Source organism: Haloarcula halobia (assembly GCF_029338255.1).
In the GTDB taxonomy this organism is placed as follows: Archaea; Halobacteriota; Halobacteria; order Halobacteriales; family Haloarculaceae; genus Haloarcula; species Haloarcula halobia.
Genome location: NZ_CP119787.1, coordinates 303,808 through 318,105 on the forward strand (window position 1 = coordinate 303,808; position 14,298 = coordinate 318,105).

22 protein-coding genes and 1 pseudogene are annotated in these 14,298 nt (G+C 68.0%); 16 read left to right on the forward strand and 7 right to left on the reverse strand.

Features of this window, described 5'->3' with window-relative positions; all coding sequences use genetic code 11:
* The first annotated feature begins 10 nt into the window (after positions 1-10).
* Both P1K88_RS01545 and P1K88_RS01550 read left to right on the forward strand, forming a co-directional pair.
* Positions 11-694: a HalOD1 output domain-containing protein gene (locus tag P1K88_RS01545; RefSeq protein WP_276412002.1), complete on the forward strand. Its 684-nt coding sequence runs from the start codon at positions 11-13 to the stop codon at positions 692-694.
* A 62-nt stretch (positions 695-756) separates the two neighbouring features.
* Positions 757-1,017: a glutathione S-transferase N-terminal domain-containing protein gene (locus P1K88_RS01550; protein WP_276412004.1), complete on the forward strand. Its 261-nt coding sequence runs from the start codon at positions 757-759 to the stop codon at positions 1,015-1,017.
* A 113-nt stretch (positions 1,018-1,130) separates the two neighbouring features.
* Here P1K88_RS01550 and P1K88_RS01555 read toward each other — a convergent pair whose 3' ends face one another.
* A complete protein-coding gene (locus tag P1K88_RS01555; protein ID WP_276412006.1) occupies positions 1,131-2,195 on the reverse strand; it encodes a TrmB family transcriptional regulator in 1,065 nt (354 codons plus the stop codon).
* 60 nt (positions 2,196-2,255) lie between these two features.
* On the opposite strand from P1K88_RS01555, the gene P1K88_RS01560 reads away from it, so the two are divergent.
* A complete protein-coding gene (locus P1K88_RS01560) occupies positions 2,256-3,467 on the forward strand; it encodes an MFS transporter (RefSeq protein ID WP_276412008.1) in 1,212 nt (403 codons plus the stop codon).
* Between the two features lie 9 nt (positions 3,468-3,476).
* Here P1K88_RS01560 and P1K88_RS01565 read toward each other — a convergent pair whose 3' ends face one another.
* Positions 3,477-3,644 carry a hypothetical protein gene (locus tag P1K88_RS01565; RefSeq protein ID WP_276412010.1) on the reverse strand — a complete coding sequence of 56 codons (168 nt, stop codon included), beginning with the start codon at positions 3,642-3,644 and terminating at the stop codon, positions 3,477-3,479.
* 244 nt (positions 3,645-3,888) lie between these two features.
* On the opposite strand from P1K88_RS01565, the gene hisB reads away from it, so the two are divergent.
* From hisB to P1K88_RS01585, 4 genes are all read left to right on the forward strand, one after another.
* A complete protein-coding gene (hisB, locus tag P1K88_RS01570) occupies positions 3,889-4,476 on the forward strand; it encodes an imidazoleglycerol-phosphate dehydratase HisB (protein WP_276412011.1) in 588 nt (195 codons plus the stop codon).
* 351 nt (positions 4,477-4,827) lie between these two features.
* Positions 4,828-5,331, forward strand: a complete 504-nt coding sequence (locus tag P1K88_RS01575; RefSeq protein WP_276412013.1) for a TrpY family transcription regulator — start codon at positions 4,828-4,830, stop codon at positions 5,329-5,331.
* A 4-nt stretch (positions 5,332-5,335) separates the two neighbouring features.
* Positions 5,336-5,650, forward strand: coding sequence for a 2Fe-2S iron-sulfur cluster-binding protein (locus P1K88_RS01580; RefSeq protein ID WP_276412014.1), 315 nt, complete (start codon positions 5,336-5,338; stop codon positions 5,648-5,650).
* A 59-nt stretch (positions 5,651-5,709) separates the two neighbouring features.
* On the forward strand, positions 5,710-6,264 hold the full coding sequence (locus P1K88_RS01585; protein ID WP_276412016.1) for a hypothetical protein: 555 nt from the start codon (positions 5,710-5,712) through the stop codon (positions 6,262-6,264).
* An 18-nt stretch (positions 6,265-6,282) separates the two neighbouring features.
* Here the strand turns inward: P1K88_RS01585 and P1K88_RS01590 are convergent, their stop codons facing one another.
* A complete protein-coding gene (locus P1K88_RS01590; protein ID WP_276412018.1) occupies positions 6,283-6,804 on the reverse strand; it encodes a GbsR/MarR family transcriptional regulator in 522 nt (173 codons plus the stop codon).
* 167 nt (positions 6,805-6,971) lie between these two features.
* On the opposite strand from P1K88_RS01590, the gene P1K88_RS01595 reads away from it, so the two are divergent.
* Positions 6,972-7,388 (forward strand): ArsR/SmtB family transcription factor, encoded by a 417-nt coding sequence (locus P1K88_RS01595; RefSeq protein WP_276412019.1) that lies wholly within the window; start codon positions 6,972-6,974, stop codon positions 7,386-7,388.
* A gap of 157 nt (positions 7,389-7,545) precedes the next feature.
* Positions 7,546-8,148, forward strand: coding sequence for an IMPACT family protein (locus P1K88_RS01600; protein ID WP_276412021.1), 603 nt, complete (start codon positions 7,546-7,548; stop codon positions 8,146-8,148).
* Between the two features lie 215 nt (positions 8,149-8,363).
* Here the strand turns inward: P1K88_RS01600 and upp are convergent, their stop codons facing one another.
* The 3 genes and pseudogenes from upp to P1K88_RS01615 form a co-directional block, all read right to left on the reverse strand.
* Positions 8,364-9,041 (reverse strand): uracil phosphoribosyltransferase, encoded by a 678-nt coding sequence (gene upp / locus P1K88_RS01605; protein WP_276412023.1) that lies wholly within the window; start codon positions 9,039-9,041, stop codon positions 8,364-8,366.
* 38 nt (positions 9,042-9,079) lie between these two features.
* On the reverse strand, positions 9,080-9,304 hold the full coding sequence (locus P1K88_RS01610) for a hypothetical protein (protein WP_276414171.1): 225 nt from the start codon (positions 9,302-9,304) through the stop codon (positions 9,080-9,082).
* Positions 9,295-9,447 (reverse strand): annotated as a pseudogene (locus P1K88_RS01615) (type 1 glutamine amidotransferase domain-containing protein); the annotation flags it as partial. The gene P1K88_RS01610 and the pseudogene P1K88_RS01615, both read right to left, overlap by 10 nt.
* A 144-nt stretch (positions 9,448-9,591) precedes the next feature.
* Here P1K88_RS01615 and P1K88_RS01620 point away from each other — a divergent pair.
* Both P1K88_RS01620 and P1K88_RS01625 read left to right on the forward strand, forming a co-directional pair.
* Positions 9,592-10,302, forward strand: coding sequence for a DUF5828 family protein (locus tag P1K88_RS01620; RefSeq protein ID WP_276412025.1), 711 nt, complete (start codon positions 9,592-9,594; stop codon positions 10,300-10,302).
* A 126-nt stretch (positions 10,303-10,428) separates the two neighbouring features.
* The gene (locus P1K88_RS01625; RefSeq protein ID WP_276412027.1) at positions 10,429-11,628 is read left to right on the forward strand and encodes an inorganic phosphate transporter; all 1,200 of its coding nucleotides are present in this window, start codon (positions 10,429-10,431) and stop codon (positions 11,626-11,628) included.
* On the opposite strand, the gene P1K88_RS01630 is transcribed toward P1K88_RS01625, so the two are convergent.
* Entirely contained in the window at positions 11,625-11,804 is a 180-nt protein-coding gene (locus P1K88_RS01630; RefSeq protein ID WP_276412029.1) for a DUF8107 family protein, read from the reverse strand. The genes P1K88_RS01625 and P1K88_RS01630 overlap by 4 nt on opposite strands.
* Positions 11,805-11,887: 83 nt before the next feature.
* On the opposite strand from P1K88_RS01630, the gene P1K88_RS01635 reads away from it, so the two are divergent.
* The 5 genes from P1K88_RS01635 to P1K88_RS01655 all read left to right on the forward strand — a co-directional run bounded on the left by P1K88_RS01635 (position 11,888) and on the right by P1K88_RS01655 (position 14,237).
* Complete coding sequence (locus P1K88_RS01635) at positions 11,888-12,205, forward strand: hypothetical protein (RefSeq protein WP_276412031.1); 318 nt, start codon at positions 11,888-11,890, stop codon at positions 12,203-12,205.
* A gap of 36 nt (positions 12,206-12,241) precedes the next feature.
* Positions 12,242-12,655, forward strand: coding sequence for an SRPBCC family protein (locus P1K88_RS01640; RefSeq protein WP_276412033.1), 414 nt, complete (start codon positions 12,242-12,244; stop codon positions 12,653-12,655).
* A 75-nt stretch (positions 12,656-12,730) separates the two neighbouring features.
* Complete coding sequence (locus P1K88_RS01645) at positions 12,731-12,955, forward strand: hypothetical protein (RefSeq protein ID WP_276412034.1); 225 nt, start codon at positions 12,731-12,733, stop codon at positions 12,953-12,955.
* Positions 12,956-12,961: 6 nt separating this feature from the next.
* Positions 12,962-13,258 carry a DUF7990 family protein gene (locus P1K88_RS01650; protein ID WP_276412035.1) on the forward strand — a complete coding sequence of 99 codons (297 nt, stop codon included), beginning with the start codon at positions 12,962-12,964 and terminating at the stop codon, positions 13,256-13,258.
* A gap of 1 nt (position 13,259) precedes the next feature.
* On the forward strand, positions 13,260-14,237 hold the full coding sequence (locus P1K88_RS01655) for an ArsA family ATPase (RefSeq protein WP_276412036.1): 978 nt from the start codon (positions 13,260-13,262) through the stop codon (positions 14,235-14,237).
* The last annotated feature ends 61 nt before the right edge of the window (positions 14,238-14,298 follow it).

Sequence of the window (14,298 nt, forward strand, 5' to 3'; positions counted from 1 at the left end):
AACCGCCCGTATGCAACAGGGAGGGCCAACGACGGTGCTGTTCGTCGACGACGAACCACTGGAGCTGGAGCTGTACACCGATTTCTTCGAGACCGAAGCCGGCATCACACCGGTCGCGGCCGGGTCCGCGGAGGAGGGCCTCGCGGCGCTGGCGTCGACGTCCGTCGACTGTCTCGTCAGCGACGGCCTCCTGACCGAGGACGGCAGCTCGTTCGTGACGGTCGCCACGGAGACCTATCCAGACCTGCGGACCATCCTCTACTCGGGGAGCAAGCGCGAGGCGCTCCCGGTCGAGCGCGTCGCGCGGTACCTCCGGAAGGGGACCTCAGAGGCCGGCCCGGCCCTCGAGACCCTCGCGGCCACGATTCGCGAGGTGACGACATCGAGCGACGCAGTCGCGGCCGACGGCGCGGGCGAGGAGTGGCGCGTGCTGGGGACCTACTCCTGGACACCCGAGATGGACGTCGGGAGTGTGGTCGTCCGGGCACTTGCCGAGCAGGCGGACCGTGAGGTGCGCGAGTTCCCGCCGCTGTACGACGCCGTCGACTCGGACGCCCTCTCACGGCTCGTCACCGGGACGTTCGACAGGGACGCCGACGAGGCGGTCCAGGTCCAGTTCTCGTACGACGACTACCACCTCCGGATCACCTCCGACGGCGTCGTGGCCTGCCGGTCGGCGCCGGCGGGACGATAAATTCTCACGCGCTGCGAATTGTAGCCGTCTTTTTTTGCAGTCGGAGCAGATACGCTGGTGGAATGTTAGAACTGTACCAGTCAGAGGGCTGTCCGCACTGTGGGAAAGTTCGTCAAACGCTCTCCGAGCTCGGCGTTTCGTACGTCGTCCACAATCCCCGCCTTCCCGGTGACGAAGGCGGCAACGTGACCAACGAGGTCACGTACGGCGAACTGGAAGCCGGCGGCGCCGACCAGATTCCCTACCTAGTCGATACCGATCGCGGCGTGACCATGTACGAGAGCGACGACATCGTCGAGTACCTCGAGTCGCACTACGGGTGACCTCCGCCACGGTCTCGTACGTTTACCGACCGGTTCAGTCAGATTGATATCCGTACAGCCAGCGGCGGTTTTTTGTCGGTCACAGCGAGATTCGACAGCGCCGAGGAAAGCGACTACGCCCCGTCGTACAGCGTCACCGACTCGGCGGCGTAGCCCTCGTAGAACGGCACGATACCCCCGTCGCCGCTGCCGGCCGCGAGCCGGCCGTCGGGCGTCGCGAAGGTCATCCCGTTCTCGATGGGGAAGTCGTTGGTCGCCTCGCCGACGAGGTTCTGGCTGACGCCGACGACCGGGACGCGCTCGTACGTGGTCTCCGCGCCGGTGTCGACGTCACGGAGGGTGACGTCGGCCAGCAGGTCCCGCCCCGCGGCCCGGTGGAGCGCCGCGTTGGTCACGGCGGTCCGGAAGTGGTCGTACGACGCCGGCAGCGGGTCGGGGTCGGCGACGTACCGCGTGGTCGCCATCGGCCAGAAGTTGCTCACCGCGTTGCCGTAGAACGCCTCGCCGATGTCGGGCTGGGCGAACCCGAGCGCGTACTCGGCGCCGTGCCGGCCCGAGAGGACGCTGTGTGCCCCCATCAGCCCCCGGGTCCCGTCGGTGATGACGTGGACCGGCCCGGGCATGTCCCACGTCCGGACCACGTCGGCGTACCGGCCCCAGTCGACGGCGACGTCGTCCAGCGGCGAGACGGCGAGCAGGTAGACGAAGACGCCGCGTTCGCGGGCGGCCGACAGCGCGTCGGACAGCTGCTCGAACTCCGGGAACGGAAGGATGAGGAACGCCTCGTCGGTGGCGTCGGCGAGCGCGCTCCGGGCACGCTTGCGGACCGTCGCGCGCGAGTGGAGCACCTCCACGGCCGTCTCCGGGTCGGGCGTCTCGTCGTACAGCGTCTCGATGCGGTCGCCAAGCTCCTCGAGGCGGGCCGACAGCGACCCGACGGCCTCCTCGGGTGGACGAGCACGCAGGACGGTCGGACTCGCCGTCTCGTCGATGGTCACGAGGCCACGCTCGGACAGCGACCCGGCGATCTCGTAGACGTAGCCCTGCGAGACGTCCGCGGCCCGCGAGACGTCCTTCGTCGTCGCCGCACCCGCCCGCAACACGGCGAGGTAGGCGGCGACCTCCTTCTCGGAGAGGCCGAACGTCGTCAGGTGGTCCCGGAGCGCCTGGGCAGTCATGGAAGACGGTTGTACAACTATATACAAAATATTTTTCCACCAGTACCTGCAGGCTCGTGTATGGCCGAGACGACCACCGACAGCGAGCCCGCTCGGACGGAGACAGGCGCCGGGCGGGGCAACCGCCGCTGGTGGACCGCGGCCGTCTTCGCGTACATCGTCCTCGAGGGCGCTGGCCTCCAGATGCGCGGGGCCGTGGTCCCGGAACTGCGCCGGACCTTCCCCGTGACGGACTGGCAACTCGGACTGGTCGCGCCGGCGGGCACCCTCGGCTTCCTGGTCGTGGTGGTGCTCGTCGGCGCCGTCGCCGGCCGGTTCCGGACCCGGAGACTGCTCTTCCTGGGCGTGGTCGGTACCGGCGTCGGCGTCTTCCTGATGGGACTGGCCCCGTCGTTCGGCCTCTTCCTGGCAGCGCTCCTGGGTCGGGGGATGCTGACCGGCGTCGCGCGCGGCACCGACCGGCCGCTGTTGAGCCACCTCTACCCCGAGGCCCGCGGGCGGATCTTCGGCTACTACGACATGATGTGGGCCGTCGGCGCGACGGCGGGGCCGGTGCTCGTCGCCGTGGCCGTCTCGCTGGGGAACTGGCGCCTGGCGTACTTCGCGCTGGCGGTGGCCTTCGTCCCCGTCGCGGCGCTCGTCTGGTGGCTCCCGGCACCCGAGGAGAACGGCGGGGACGCCCCGCTCGACGTTGCGGAGCTGCGCCGCATCGGCCGCCGCCCGGAGGTGGTGGCGATGGCGCTGGCCGTCTTCCTCTCGACGGCCGTCGAGGGTGGCCTGTTCACCTGGCTGACGACCTTCGCCGAGGGGCGGCTCGCCGGCCCGCTCTCGACGGCGTCGCTGAGCGTCATGCTCGCCGCGTACGTCCCCGGCCGCCTCGTCTCGGGCCAGCTCTCCGAACGCTTCGGGTACGTCCGTCTGAGCGTCGGGCTCGCCGCCGTCCTGATTCCGGCGCTCGCGTACACCTTCTTCCTCGCCGAGGGGCTGTGGCTCCTGGTCGGCTTCTTCGCGGTGGGGCTGACGGTGTCGGGGCTCTACCCGACGCTGCTGGCCTACGGGACCGAGGCGGTCCCCGAGCACAGCGCCCCGGTCAACGCGATGGCGGCCGTCACCTCCGCGATGGGTATCGCCGTCGCCCCGGCGGTGATGGGCTTCGTCATCGGCGACGCGGGCGTCGCCTTCGCCATGCAGCTGCTCGTCGTCCCGGCCGGGCTGTTGCTCGGCCTCGTCGTCGCCACCGACCTGCTCGCCGGTCGGGCGAGCGAGACGTGAGGCCGCCGACTACCTGCCCGACGACCGCCCGGACGAGCGCACGAGGCGCGGCAGTAACAGGGTGTAGGTGCCACCGCCGACCAGAAGCGCGCCCAGGAAGCCCGTCTCCGTGTCCGTGGCGAAGAGAAAGCCCGCAAGCAACAACGAGCCGCCGACGGCTTCGGCCCGGGACGTCACGTGAGAGACTACCACGAACGCGGTGAAGAACCCCGGGCAGACGGTCGGCTGACGGCCGGCAGACGCCGCAGGCCGGTTCGGGTGCGGGGCGTGAACAGTCAGGACGGAACCTCCCCTGGCGTGTCGCCCGGTGACCGACCACCGCGACCGGGGGCTTTCGGAAGCTCTACCGGCGTCGGGATACCGACCAACTCATCCGCTAGCGGGCGCAATCCCCAAATACGCGGGCCGTGACGTGTCGGGTATGACCGACCGCACGGCGGCCGTGACGCGCGAGACGGCCGAGACGGACATCGACGTGACGCTCGACGTCGACGGTGACGGCGACAGCACCGTCGACACCGGCGTGGGCTTCTTCGATCACATGCTGACGTCGTTTGCGACACACGGCCTGTTCGACCTCACCGTCGACTGCGACGGCGACCTGGAGATAGACGCCCACCACACCGTCGAGGACGTGGCCATCACCGTCGGCCAGGCCTTCGACGAGGCGCTGGGCGAGAAGCGCGGTATCCAGCGCTTCGCCGACCGCAAGGTCCCGCTGGACGAGGCCGTCGCCAGCGTCGTCGTCGACGTCTCGGGCCGGCCGTACTTCTCGTTCGACGGGGAGTTCTCCCAGGCCGAGGTCGGCGGGATGACCAGCCACATGGCAAAGCACTTCTGTCGCTCGCTTTCGACGAACGCCGGCCTCACCCTGCACTGTGGCGTCGAGGGCGAGAACGCCCACCACGAGGTCGAGGCGCTGTTCAAGAGCCTGGCACGGGCGTTAGACGACGCTACGCGCATCGACGAGCGCCGGTCGGACGTCGCGAGCACGAAAGGCGAGCTGTAGTCAGTCGGGGCTCTCGTCGCGCTCCCAGAAGCGGTCGACGAGGCCGACGCCGACGGCCAGCAGGAGGACACTCGCGGCGACCGCGACGGTCCCGTCGCCGAGGCCCAGAAGTGCCGCCACCGGGGAGTCCCGGCCGTGGCGGGAACCGAACACGAGGATGCCGGCGAGCCCGACGTCCCGACCATGCCGCCGACGTTCACCAGGGGGTGGGCCATAGCGGTGACTTGCTCCAGGGGCAGGCAAACAGGTAGGGCCGTGGCTCGCGGACTGCTGGCGTGCTCGGTCGGTTGACCGCCTCCGGGACCCGCCACGAGCGGTGCAATATTACCCCCGGGCCCCGTGGCTCCGGGCATGTTCGACGAGATCATGCAGAAGTTCGAGGACTCGCCGGGCCAGCAGGACGTCATCCGTCTCCTGCTGGAGCGGGGGTTCTCGGTCAACGACGAGGGGCGGGTGGTCTCTGGGGGCATCGAGATCCCAAACACCGGCATCGCCCGCGAGGCCGGCGTCGACCGGCGCGTCGTCAACGCCACGACAGACGCCATCCTCGAGGACGACGAACTGCGGCGCATCTTCCGGAACATCTCCGCCGTGCCGAGTCTGCTGGACCTCGCCCCCGTCCTCGATTTGACCGCCATCACCGTCCACGTCCGGGAAGCCGAGGAGGCGGGCATCGTCGCCACCGTCACCAGCGCAATCGCCGACCACGGGATCAGTATCCGGCAGGTCCTCACCGAGGACCCGGAGTTCACCGACGAGGCGGTGCTGTACGTCATCACAGACGAGGAGCTGCCCGGCGACCTCATCAACGAGATCCGCGCGCTGTCGTTCGTGCGGACCATCGAACTGGCCTGACCCAATGGCCGCTCTCACCGTCCACACGCCCGACGGCGAGACCCACGAACTGACCGCCGAGGCGGGCGCGGTCCTGCGTGACGTGCTCCTGGAGGCGGATCTGTCGCCACACGGCCGCTACGCCCGCCGGGTGAACTGCGGCGGCCGTGGTCTCTGTGCGACCTGTGGCGTGCGACTGGGCGACGCCCCCGCACCCGACCACTGGCACGACGACCTGGCGGATCGCTTTGGCTACCCACGTCTCTCCTGTCAGCTCCGGGTCCGTGACGGGATGACCGTTCGACTGCTGGACAAGCGTGCGTGGGGCGGGCGGAAGTAGGACTGTCGTCGCTCGAAGGAGGTCGGGGATTTTTAGCGAGTCGGCGGATACGTCCTCCAATGGCCGACTACGAGGCGATCGATCCGGCTGTCGAGGTTCACGGGCAGACGATACGGACCGTAATCGAGGACGCACTGGCTCGGTTCTCGGTGGAGTACCAGGAGCTGGCGCGCGAGGCGCTGGCCGAAAACGGGGTCGAGAACCCGTCGACAGAGGAGTGGTATCCCCAGCAAGCGTGGCTGAACACCTTCGGGACCCTCGCCGAGGAGACGGAGCCACACATACTGGATCGCCTCGGTGAACAGATCCCCGACGTCGCCGAGTGGCCGTCGGACGTCTCGAGCGTCGAGGAGGGGCTGGCGGCTATCGACGAGGCGTATCAGCTGAACCACAGGGGGAGCGACGAAATCGGCTACTACCGCTTCGAATCGGTGGACGAGCGAACCGCCAGGGTGACGTGCAGGAACCCGTATCCCTGTCCGTTCGACCGGGGGTTGATACGGTCGGTCGCGCGGCAGAACGCGCCCGTCGAGTCGTTCGTCTTCGTCGAGGAGCGCGGCGACGAGTGCCGGCGGACGGGTGGGGAGACGTGTACGTACACGGTCTCGTGGTAGCGGCCCGGCGACAGATCGCTAGTCGAGATCCGACTGCTCGATCGCAGTGATGAGGTCCTCCGGGGAGTGGTTCATCGCCATCGTGAGAAGCGTCTGGAACTGCTCGTAGGTCTCCGCGAGGTCTGCGATCTGCTCGCGGCGTCGGTCGCTCCGGTCCTCCTCGAGGTCCGCGAGGTCGTCGAGCGCTCGCTCGAACGTCCGCTGTGTCAGTTCCATCTCCCGGTCGACGTACTGTCTGAAGACGTCCTGGACGACGAACCAGAGGTCCGGCTCCGGAGCGAAGCGGACGCGGCGACCGCCGCCCTGGGACGACCGCCGGTGGATCATCCCGATACGCGTGAGTTTGCGGGTGACGGTGCTGATCGTGGACTTCGCGTAGCCCGTCTCCTCGACGAGTTCGGGGATCGAAAGGGGGCCGTCGGCAAAGTAGAGCACGCCGTAGACGCGTCCGGCGCTCCGGCTGAGGCCGTAGACTTCGGCCGACCGTTCGATCGATTCGATCACGTCCTCCGTGACGACCGCCGTCTCGTCGCCCGTCATCGGTAGCGGATCGGCGGCGTCGGGCAGTACGGTTGGGTCTCGTCCATCGGATTCATACAACAGACCGTAAGTATTAAATTGTTTGGATTGTTTGTTCAGTACGAGCCGAACAAACAGAACAATCGGCTCGTACCCGGCGGCACGTGACCGCCACCGGGCGTGATATCATGTCAACACCATTCCCGCTTCGCCCCGCTGTCGAACACACACCGGAGTCAGTGTCGACGTTCGCCTTCGGAGACGACGAGACGGCAGCAGTCCTCGAGACACTCACGTCGGAGAAGGCCCGGGCCATCCTCGCAGCGGTGGCCGAACGGCCCGGGACCGCATCCGACGTCGCGACCCGCGTCGAGACCTCCCTGCAGAACGCCCACTATCACCTCACGAACCTCTCGGACGCGGGTCTCGTCACCGACGCCGGAACCTGGTACTCCTCGAAAGGGACGGCGATGACCGTCTACGCGGTCACGAGTGAACGCCTCGAGCTCCACCTCGAGCCGAACGACGCCTCGGCGGCGATGGAACCGACGCTGGCACCGGCCTCGGATTCGCCGCCGACCGACACCACGACGATGGGTGAGTGACGCTCACCGCTCACTGCTGGTATCCGGGTCTCGGCTGTGTCGTCTCTTCCTGCCGATCACACCGAGCAACCGGGGTCCGGCTGTCGGCTCACCCGACCCGGGCCGGCGCGGCGTTCGAACGGCAAGGGCTATCGGTCCCCCGGCGCTACCGGCGGGCGTGACAGACACGTACCGGACCGTCGCGGGCCGCGGCGAGGCCCGTTTCGAGGTGCGGGGGTCGGCGTTCATCGGTCACGTCGCGCCCGCGGCCACCGTCGAGGCGGCCGAGGCGTTCGTCGAGTCGGTCCGCGAGGAGTACGGCGACGCGACGCACAACGTCCCCGCCTACCGCGTCCGCGCCGACCCCTTCCGAGAGTACGCGAGCGACGACGCAGAACCCTCGGGGAGCGCCGGCAAGCCCGCACTGAACGTCCTCCAGCAGCGCGAGGTGGAGAACGTCGTCGCCGTCGTCACCCGGTACTACGGCGGGACCAACCTCGGGGTGGGCGGACTGGCCCGCGCGTACTCGAGGGCCGTCAGGGACGGTGTCGACGCGGCCGGCGTCGTCGAGGAGGTGCCCCACGAGACGTTCGGCGTCACCGTCGAGTACGACGATTCGGGGAGCGTCCGGGGACTGCTCGAATCGGCCGGCGTTGAGTTCGAGGCCGCCTACGAGGCCGACGTGACCTTCGACGTGCGGGTACCGGTCGCCGAGGGCGCGGCCCTTCGCGACCGCATCCGGAGCGCGACTAGCGGGCGGGCAGACATCGACGTCGACTGACGCCCTTCGACAACTGTTGACAAGTGTGACGGCTGTCCGGCGCCTGACCCGTCATGCGTGCGTCTGACGCGAGTTCGGGTGGAGATGTTAACCGGCCGCAAGCTATCGAATTTCCAATCGAAAGAAAGGGGTTCGACGCCTGACGAACAGGCGAGGTGAGTCGCCGAGTGCCTGCCTGTTGGCCCATCCCACGCAAAAGGGTGTCGGCTCGCGGGTCAGCCGGTCCGGAAGGCCCGGTCGCCCGCGTCGCCCAGGCCGGGGACGATGAAGCCGTCCTTGTCGAGTTCGTCGTCGATGGCCACGGTCAGCAGGTCGACGTCCGGGAACGCCTCGGTGAGGCGGACGATGCCCGGCGGCGCGGCCACCGCCGAGAGGACGATGAGGTGTTCGGGCGTCGGCGCGTTCTCGGTGATCTCCTCTAAGACCGTGCACATCGTCGACCCCGTCGCGAGCATCGGGTCGGCGACGATGACCGTATCTTCGGGGGTGATCTCGGGCATCTTCACGTAGTCGACGGCGATGGGGAACTGGCCGTCCTCGTTCATCCCGGCCGACTCGTCACGGCTCGCAGAGATGACGCCCTGCCGGGCGCGCGGGAACGCCTTCAGGAGCCCCTCGACGAACGGCGTGGCCGCCCGGAGGACGTTGACGATGACCACGTCGTCGAGGCCCACGACCCGCTCGCCCATCGTCGTGGTCAGTGGCGTCTCGATCTCGACGTACTCGGTCTCCATTCGTCCATCGATTATCTCGTAGCCACAGATGCGACCCAGGCGGACCAGTCCCTTGCGAAAGGACACCTGTTCGGTCCCCACGTCGCGGATGCGGGACAGTTCGTCCTTGGCGAGCGCGTGGGTGACGAGCGAGGCCTCACCGCGCTGTTCGAGTGACATAGCCCGGCTGTCGACCGGCACGGTGTTAAGTCGTTCTCTCAGTCCGACTCGGGCGAAGACGGCTGGTCGTCCAGCGCGCGCCCCGCCTGTCGGTTCTTCCCGACCAGTGCCGCGAACAGGACCAGGTCCATCGCCAGGGTCATCTCGCCGCCGCCCAGCCCCAGCAGGCCGCTGATGTCGTAGACCGTCGGGAAGTTACCCACGAACAGCAGGGCGAAGATGCCCGCGAGTCGCGCGCGTCTCGTGCCGCTGTAGGCCGCCACGACCGCTCGTCCGGCACCGGCGGCGACCCGGTCGGCGCCGCGACGGTGACGTCGACGCCCGCCTCCGTGAGCGTTGTCAGTGGCCCGATGCACTCCTCGCCCCAGTACCCGTGCTCGCTGACGACGAACAGTGCGGCAGGTATCGCGTCCGTGTTGTGTCTCAAGACGCAAATACGACCTGGCCCGCCGGGCGGAACAGTTATTCGACCCCAAGCCAAAGGGGGGCGGTAAGATGGACGGTCACAACGGAGCGACGCGGCGACTGCCCAGGGGTTCACGATTCTACGATGGCTGACATCGAAGAGAGCGTCTCGGGGTTCAAGACGCAAGGCGGCTGGGTCGACGTCGTCGAACACGGCGAGCGCATCACGGAGGCACTGAAGGATGTGCTCGCCGACGGGGACGTCGACGCCGACATCGACAGCGACGCGCTCACCGAGTTCGACGAGTGGCGGCCCAAGAGCCACGAACGGCTCGACGAGGACGTCAACAAAAAGACCGCAGAGCAAGCAAGCGTCAACGAGGGCAAGGGCGAGCAGGCGGGCAAGGACCCCGACGAGGACCTACAGACCGCCGGCGAGAAGCTGAGCGAGTCATACGAGAACCTGGACGAACCGAGCGAGGCGATGGACAAGTGGGGCGAGTCGGTCGACTACGTCACCCGCGCGGCCGACTCGGCCGGCCGGAAGGCGCTTCGCAAGGTCGAGGACGTCGTCTACAAGAACGTGATGACCCAGATCGCGCCCTACTACTTCGACAACGAGCTGGTCAGTGCGAACCTCCGGCGCATCAACGGCGACGACCGGCCCGAGTACGTCTTCGAGGTCAACGTCAACGACGACGACCTGAAGATGCGCGTCTCGAACACGCTGGCGGACTTCGAGCAGTCGGTCGACCGCTGGCACGTCGACACGGAGAAGGCCACCGACGCGGTCGAAGCCGCGGAGGGCGTGGAGGCGACAGAACCCGGTGACGAGACCGACGCCAAGACGAACTGAGCGGGCGGCCGAAGCGGGCCCGCCGGCGGGAGCGTGGTACTCCATCACAATCCCCTTCGCTTCGACTGGAGATAGCGGACGCGGAGCGGTACCCTCATTGCTCGCGAGCAGAAAGCGCCGGAACAGATGGTAGCGACGAGTGTACTGGTGACGCTTGTGGTGGCGTCGATGGCGAGTCTGTTCATGGCCTGGGCCATCGGCGCGGGGTCCTCGGGGTCGACGCCGTTCGCGCCGGCGGTCGGCGCCAACGCGATATCCGTCATGCGCGCGGGCTTTTTCGTCGGCATCCTGGGGCTGGCCGGTGCGGTGTTGCAGGGCGCGAACGTCACCGAGACGGTCGGAAGCGGCCTCGTCCTCTTCCCCGACGGGGGCGGGCTCTCGGCGGCGGCCTCCATCGTGGCGCTGATCACGGCGGCCGTGCTTGTCGCCATCGGCATCTTCACCGGCTACCCCATCGCGACGGCCTTTACCGTCACGGGGGCCGTCGTCGGCGTCGGCCTGGCGATGGGCGGCCAGCCCGCCGTCGCGAAGTACACGCAGATAGCGGCGCTGTGGATCGCCGTCCCGTTCGTCGGCAGCGGCATGTCGTACGCGCTGGCGTGGTCGCTACGCCACGAGCAGGTCCCCGAGCGACTGCTCGTGCCCGGCCTGGCGGGCCTCGTCGGGGCGGTGCTCGCGAACGTCGAGTTCGTGTTGCTGGCCCCCGGCGACGAGCAGGCGTCCGTCGCGCGGGCGGCGACACGGGCGCTCGGGACGGCCGGCACGCCGACGATGGTCGCGATAACGCTCGCCGTCGCGGCGGTCGCGGCGGGGTTGCTGTACCGGGACGTTGGTATCGACCCCGCCGCCGGCCAGCGACACTTCCTGCTGGTGCTTGGCGGCCTCGTCGCGTTCTCGGCCGGGGGGAGCCAGGTGGGGCTCGCGCTCGGGCCCCTGCTGCCCGTGCTGGGCGAGGGACCGATGGCCGGCGTGCCGATCACCGGCGTCCTCCTGTTCGGTGGGATCGGCCTCCTGGTCGGGTCCTGGACCGGGGCGCCACGGATGATAAAGACGCTCGCACAGGACTACTCCTCGCTCGGTCCACGCCGGTCCATCGCGGCGCTCATCCCGAGTTTCGTCGTCGCCCAGACCGCCGTCTTCTTCGGTATCCCCGTCTCGTTCAACGAGATCATCGTCTCGGCCATCATCGGGTCCGGCGCGGCCGCGGGCGACGGCGAGGTCAGCGGGGCGAAGATGGGCAAGACGGTGCTGGCCTGGATCGGGTCGCTCGTGCTCGCCTTCGCCCTGAGCTTTGGACTCTTCCGTGCCGTCGACGCCCTGCTCTAGCGCAGGACGACCAGGTAGGTCAGCGCCGCGAGCGCGAGCGTCGCGACGGCGACGGACTGCAGGGTGAACGTCGCGAGGTCCACGAGCGACAGCCCCCACAGGACCACGGTCGCGAACGCGGCCGACAGTAACAGGTCGAGCACCAGCAACACCCGGATGTCTCCGTCGGAAGCCATACGTGACCTGGCGGACGGGAGGGACTTAGTTCGAACGTCGTCCGAGAGAGATATTTTTACTCCAGCAACACGTAGTGGACGCCATGAAGGTGCGGAACAGTCAGGGACGGGCGGTCGACCCGGTCCCTTTCCTCGTCGTCGCGACGACCGGCGTCCTCCTGAGTTACGTCTTCTTCCCGGCGTACTTGCTGTCGTTCGGTGCGTCGCTGTCGGTGGCACTGGCCGGCGCGACGGCTATCGCTACCCTCGTGAGCATCGCCGCGTTTCACCGGTACTGCTGGTCGGTGCGGCCGGAGCTGCGCCGCGAGGTGCCCAGTCAGCAGCGGTTCAAGCGCCTCGTCTACGGGATGGGCATGCTCGCCGGCGTGTTACTGTTGCTGGCGCTACCGTTCTTCCACTGACCGGGTTTTTTCTCCCGGGCGGTCCACGTGAGCGCCATGCGCACCGTCGAGGTCACGCGAACCGTCCCGGCCACCGTCGTCGCCGTCGACCGGGGACTCTCGCCCGCGGCCGTCATCGAGGCCGAAGGGACGTTCAACGTCGTCGACACCACGGAACACGACGACGGGCGGACGACGGTGACCGCACGGGCGAGCGGTCTCGGGGCGACGTTCACCTTCGAACCGCTCGAGGACGGCTACCGGTACAGTCAGGAGGGCGCGGCCGGCCCCTTCGAGGCGATGGAGACGACGCTCACCCGAGACCGTGCCGACGGCGGCGCGCGCCTGACCGCGCGGTCCTCGGTGAGTCTGGGACTCCCGCTGCCGTCGGTGACCGACCGGCTCGCCGGGTGGAAGCGACGCGGCGAGCTCGAGCGACTGCTCGACACCCTCGCGGTGGAGCTGCGGTAGGGCGCTGCGGCGGTTCTGTGTCGGCGGCGCAAACGTCCACGAACGTTTATGTGAAACGGGGACAGACCCACAGCCATGGGAATCCTCGGCACCGTGCGGGAGGTACTCGAAGCATCGACGGAGTCGGCCAACCGCGGCGACGTCACGGAGGGGGCCTCGAAGGGGGCCTACTGGTGTGACGACTGCGGGGAACGGATCAGGGACGTCGACGTCGAGGGCGAGGCGACGCCGGCGTGTCCGTCGTGTGGCGACGAGATGCGCTTCGAGCGGTCCCACACCTCGACAGGGTGTGCGTGCTGACCGACGATGAACCTCGCCGACCGCATCGACGCGTACCTCGACGTCCTAGAGGAGTGGCTCCACGGGCTCTACCACGGGATGATAGAGCACCCGTCGGTCGAGAAGATAGAGAAGGAGGCCGAGGACACGACGGACGTGTTCATGTTCGCGTGTTTCGCGGACGCCTTCGGCATCCCCAGTCCCGTCTCGTACTACACGGCCGAGCTCCTGCCGTACCTGGGAGAGGAGTTCGTCGCCTGGGAGCGACGGATGTGGGACCGGGAATCGCTGGTCGAACGCAAGGGACAGCAGTATCACTTCTGACATGGACAAGTTCGTCTTCTTCGGCGGCAAGGGTGGCGTCGGCAAAACGACCGTCTCGAGCGCGTACGGGCTGAAGTGCGCCCGTGAGGGCATCGACACGCTCATCGTCTCGACGGACCCGGCCCACAGCACCTCGGACGTCTTCGACCAGCAGTTCGACGACGACCCGGCGCCGGTCGATGGGTACGACCACCTCTGGGCGATGGAACTGGACCCCGACGAGGAGGTCGAACGCCACATGCGCGAGATACGCTCGGAGATGACCGACCAGGTGAGTCCGGCCATCGTCAACGAGATAGACCGCCAGATAGAGCTGGCCCACCGGACGCCGGGCGCCTACGAGGCGGCGATGTTCGACCGGTTCATCGACGTCATGCGAAACAGCGACGACTACGACCGCGTCGTCTTCGACACCTCGCCGACCGGCGGAACCCTGCGCCTGCTGGCGCTCCCGGAGTTCCTGGAGTCGTGGATCGATCGGCTCGCCGAGAAGCGCCGCGAGAGCGTCGACCTCTTCGAGAAGGCCGCCATCGGCGACAAGGAAGCGCGCGCGAAACTCAGGGACGACCCCATCATCAAGCGCCTGGCCGAGCGCAAGGAGCTGTTCGAGTTCGCCGGCCGGACGCTCCGTGAGGAGGCGGCGTTCTACCTCGTGTTGAACCCCGACGAGCTCTCGATCGAGGAGTCACAGCGCGCGATAACGGAGCTGACCGAGGCCGGCCTGGAGGTCGGCGGCCTGGTGGTCAACAAAGTCGCCCCGGAACCGGACCCAGAGGAGTCCGGGACCGGCGCGACGTACTTGCGCAAACGTCACCGTACCGAACAAGAACGACTCGCGCGCATCCGCGGGGAGTTCAGCCAGCCGATCGTCGCGACCATCCAGCAGCGCGTCTCCGAGGTCAAAGGCGACCTGCTATCCACAGTCGCAGACGAGGTGGATATCAGCGTCGGCGCCGAAAAACATACACGTAGGAAATAGGATGTTATTCTGCACTTATCTGTATGGATTGTCGACAGGTTCGGGCTAAACCAACACTAAT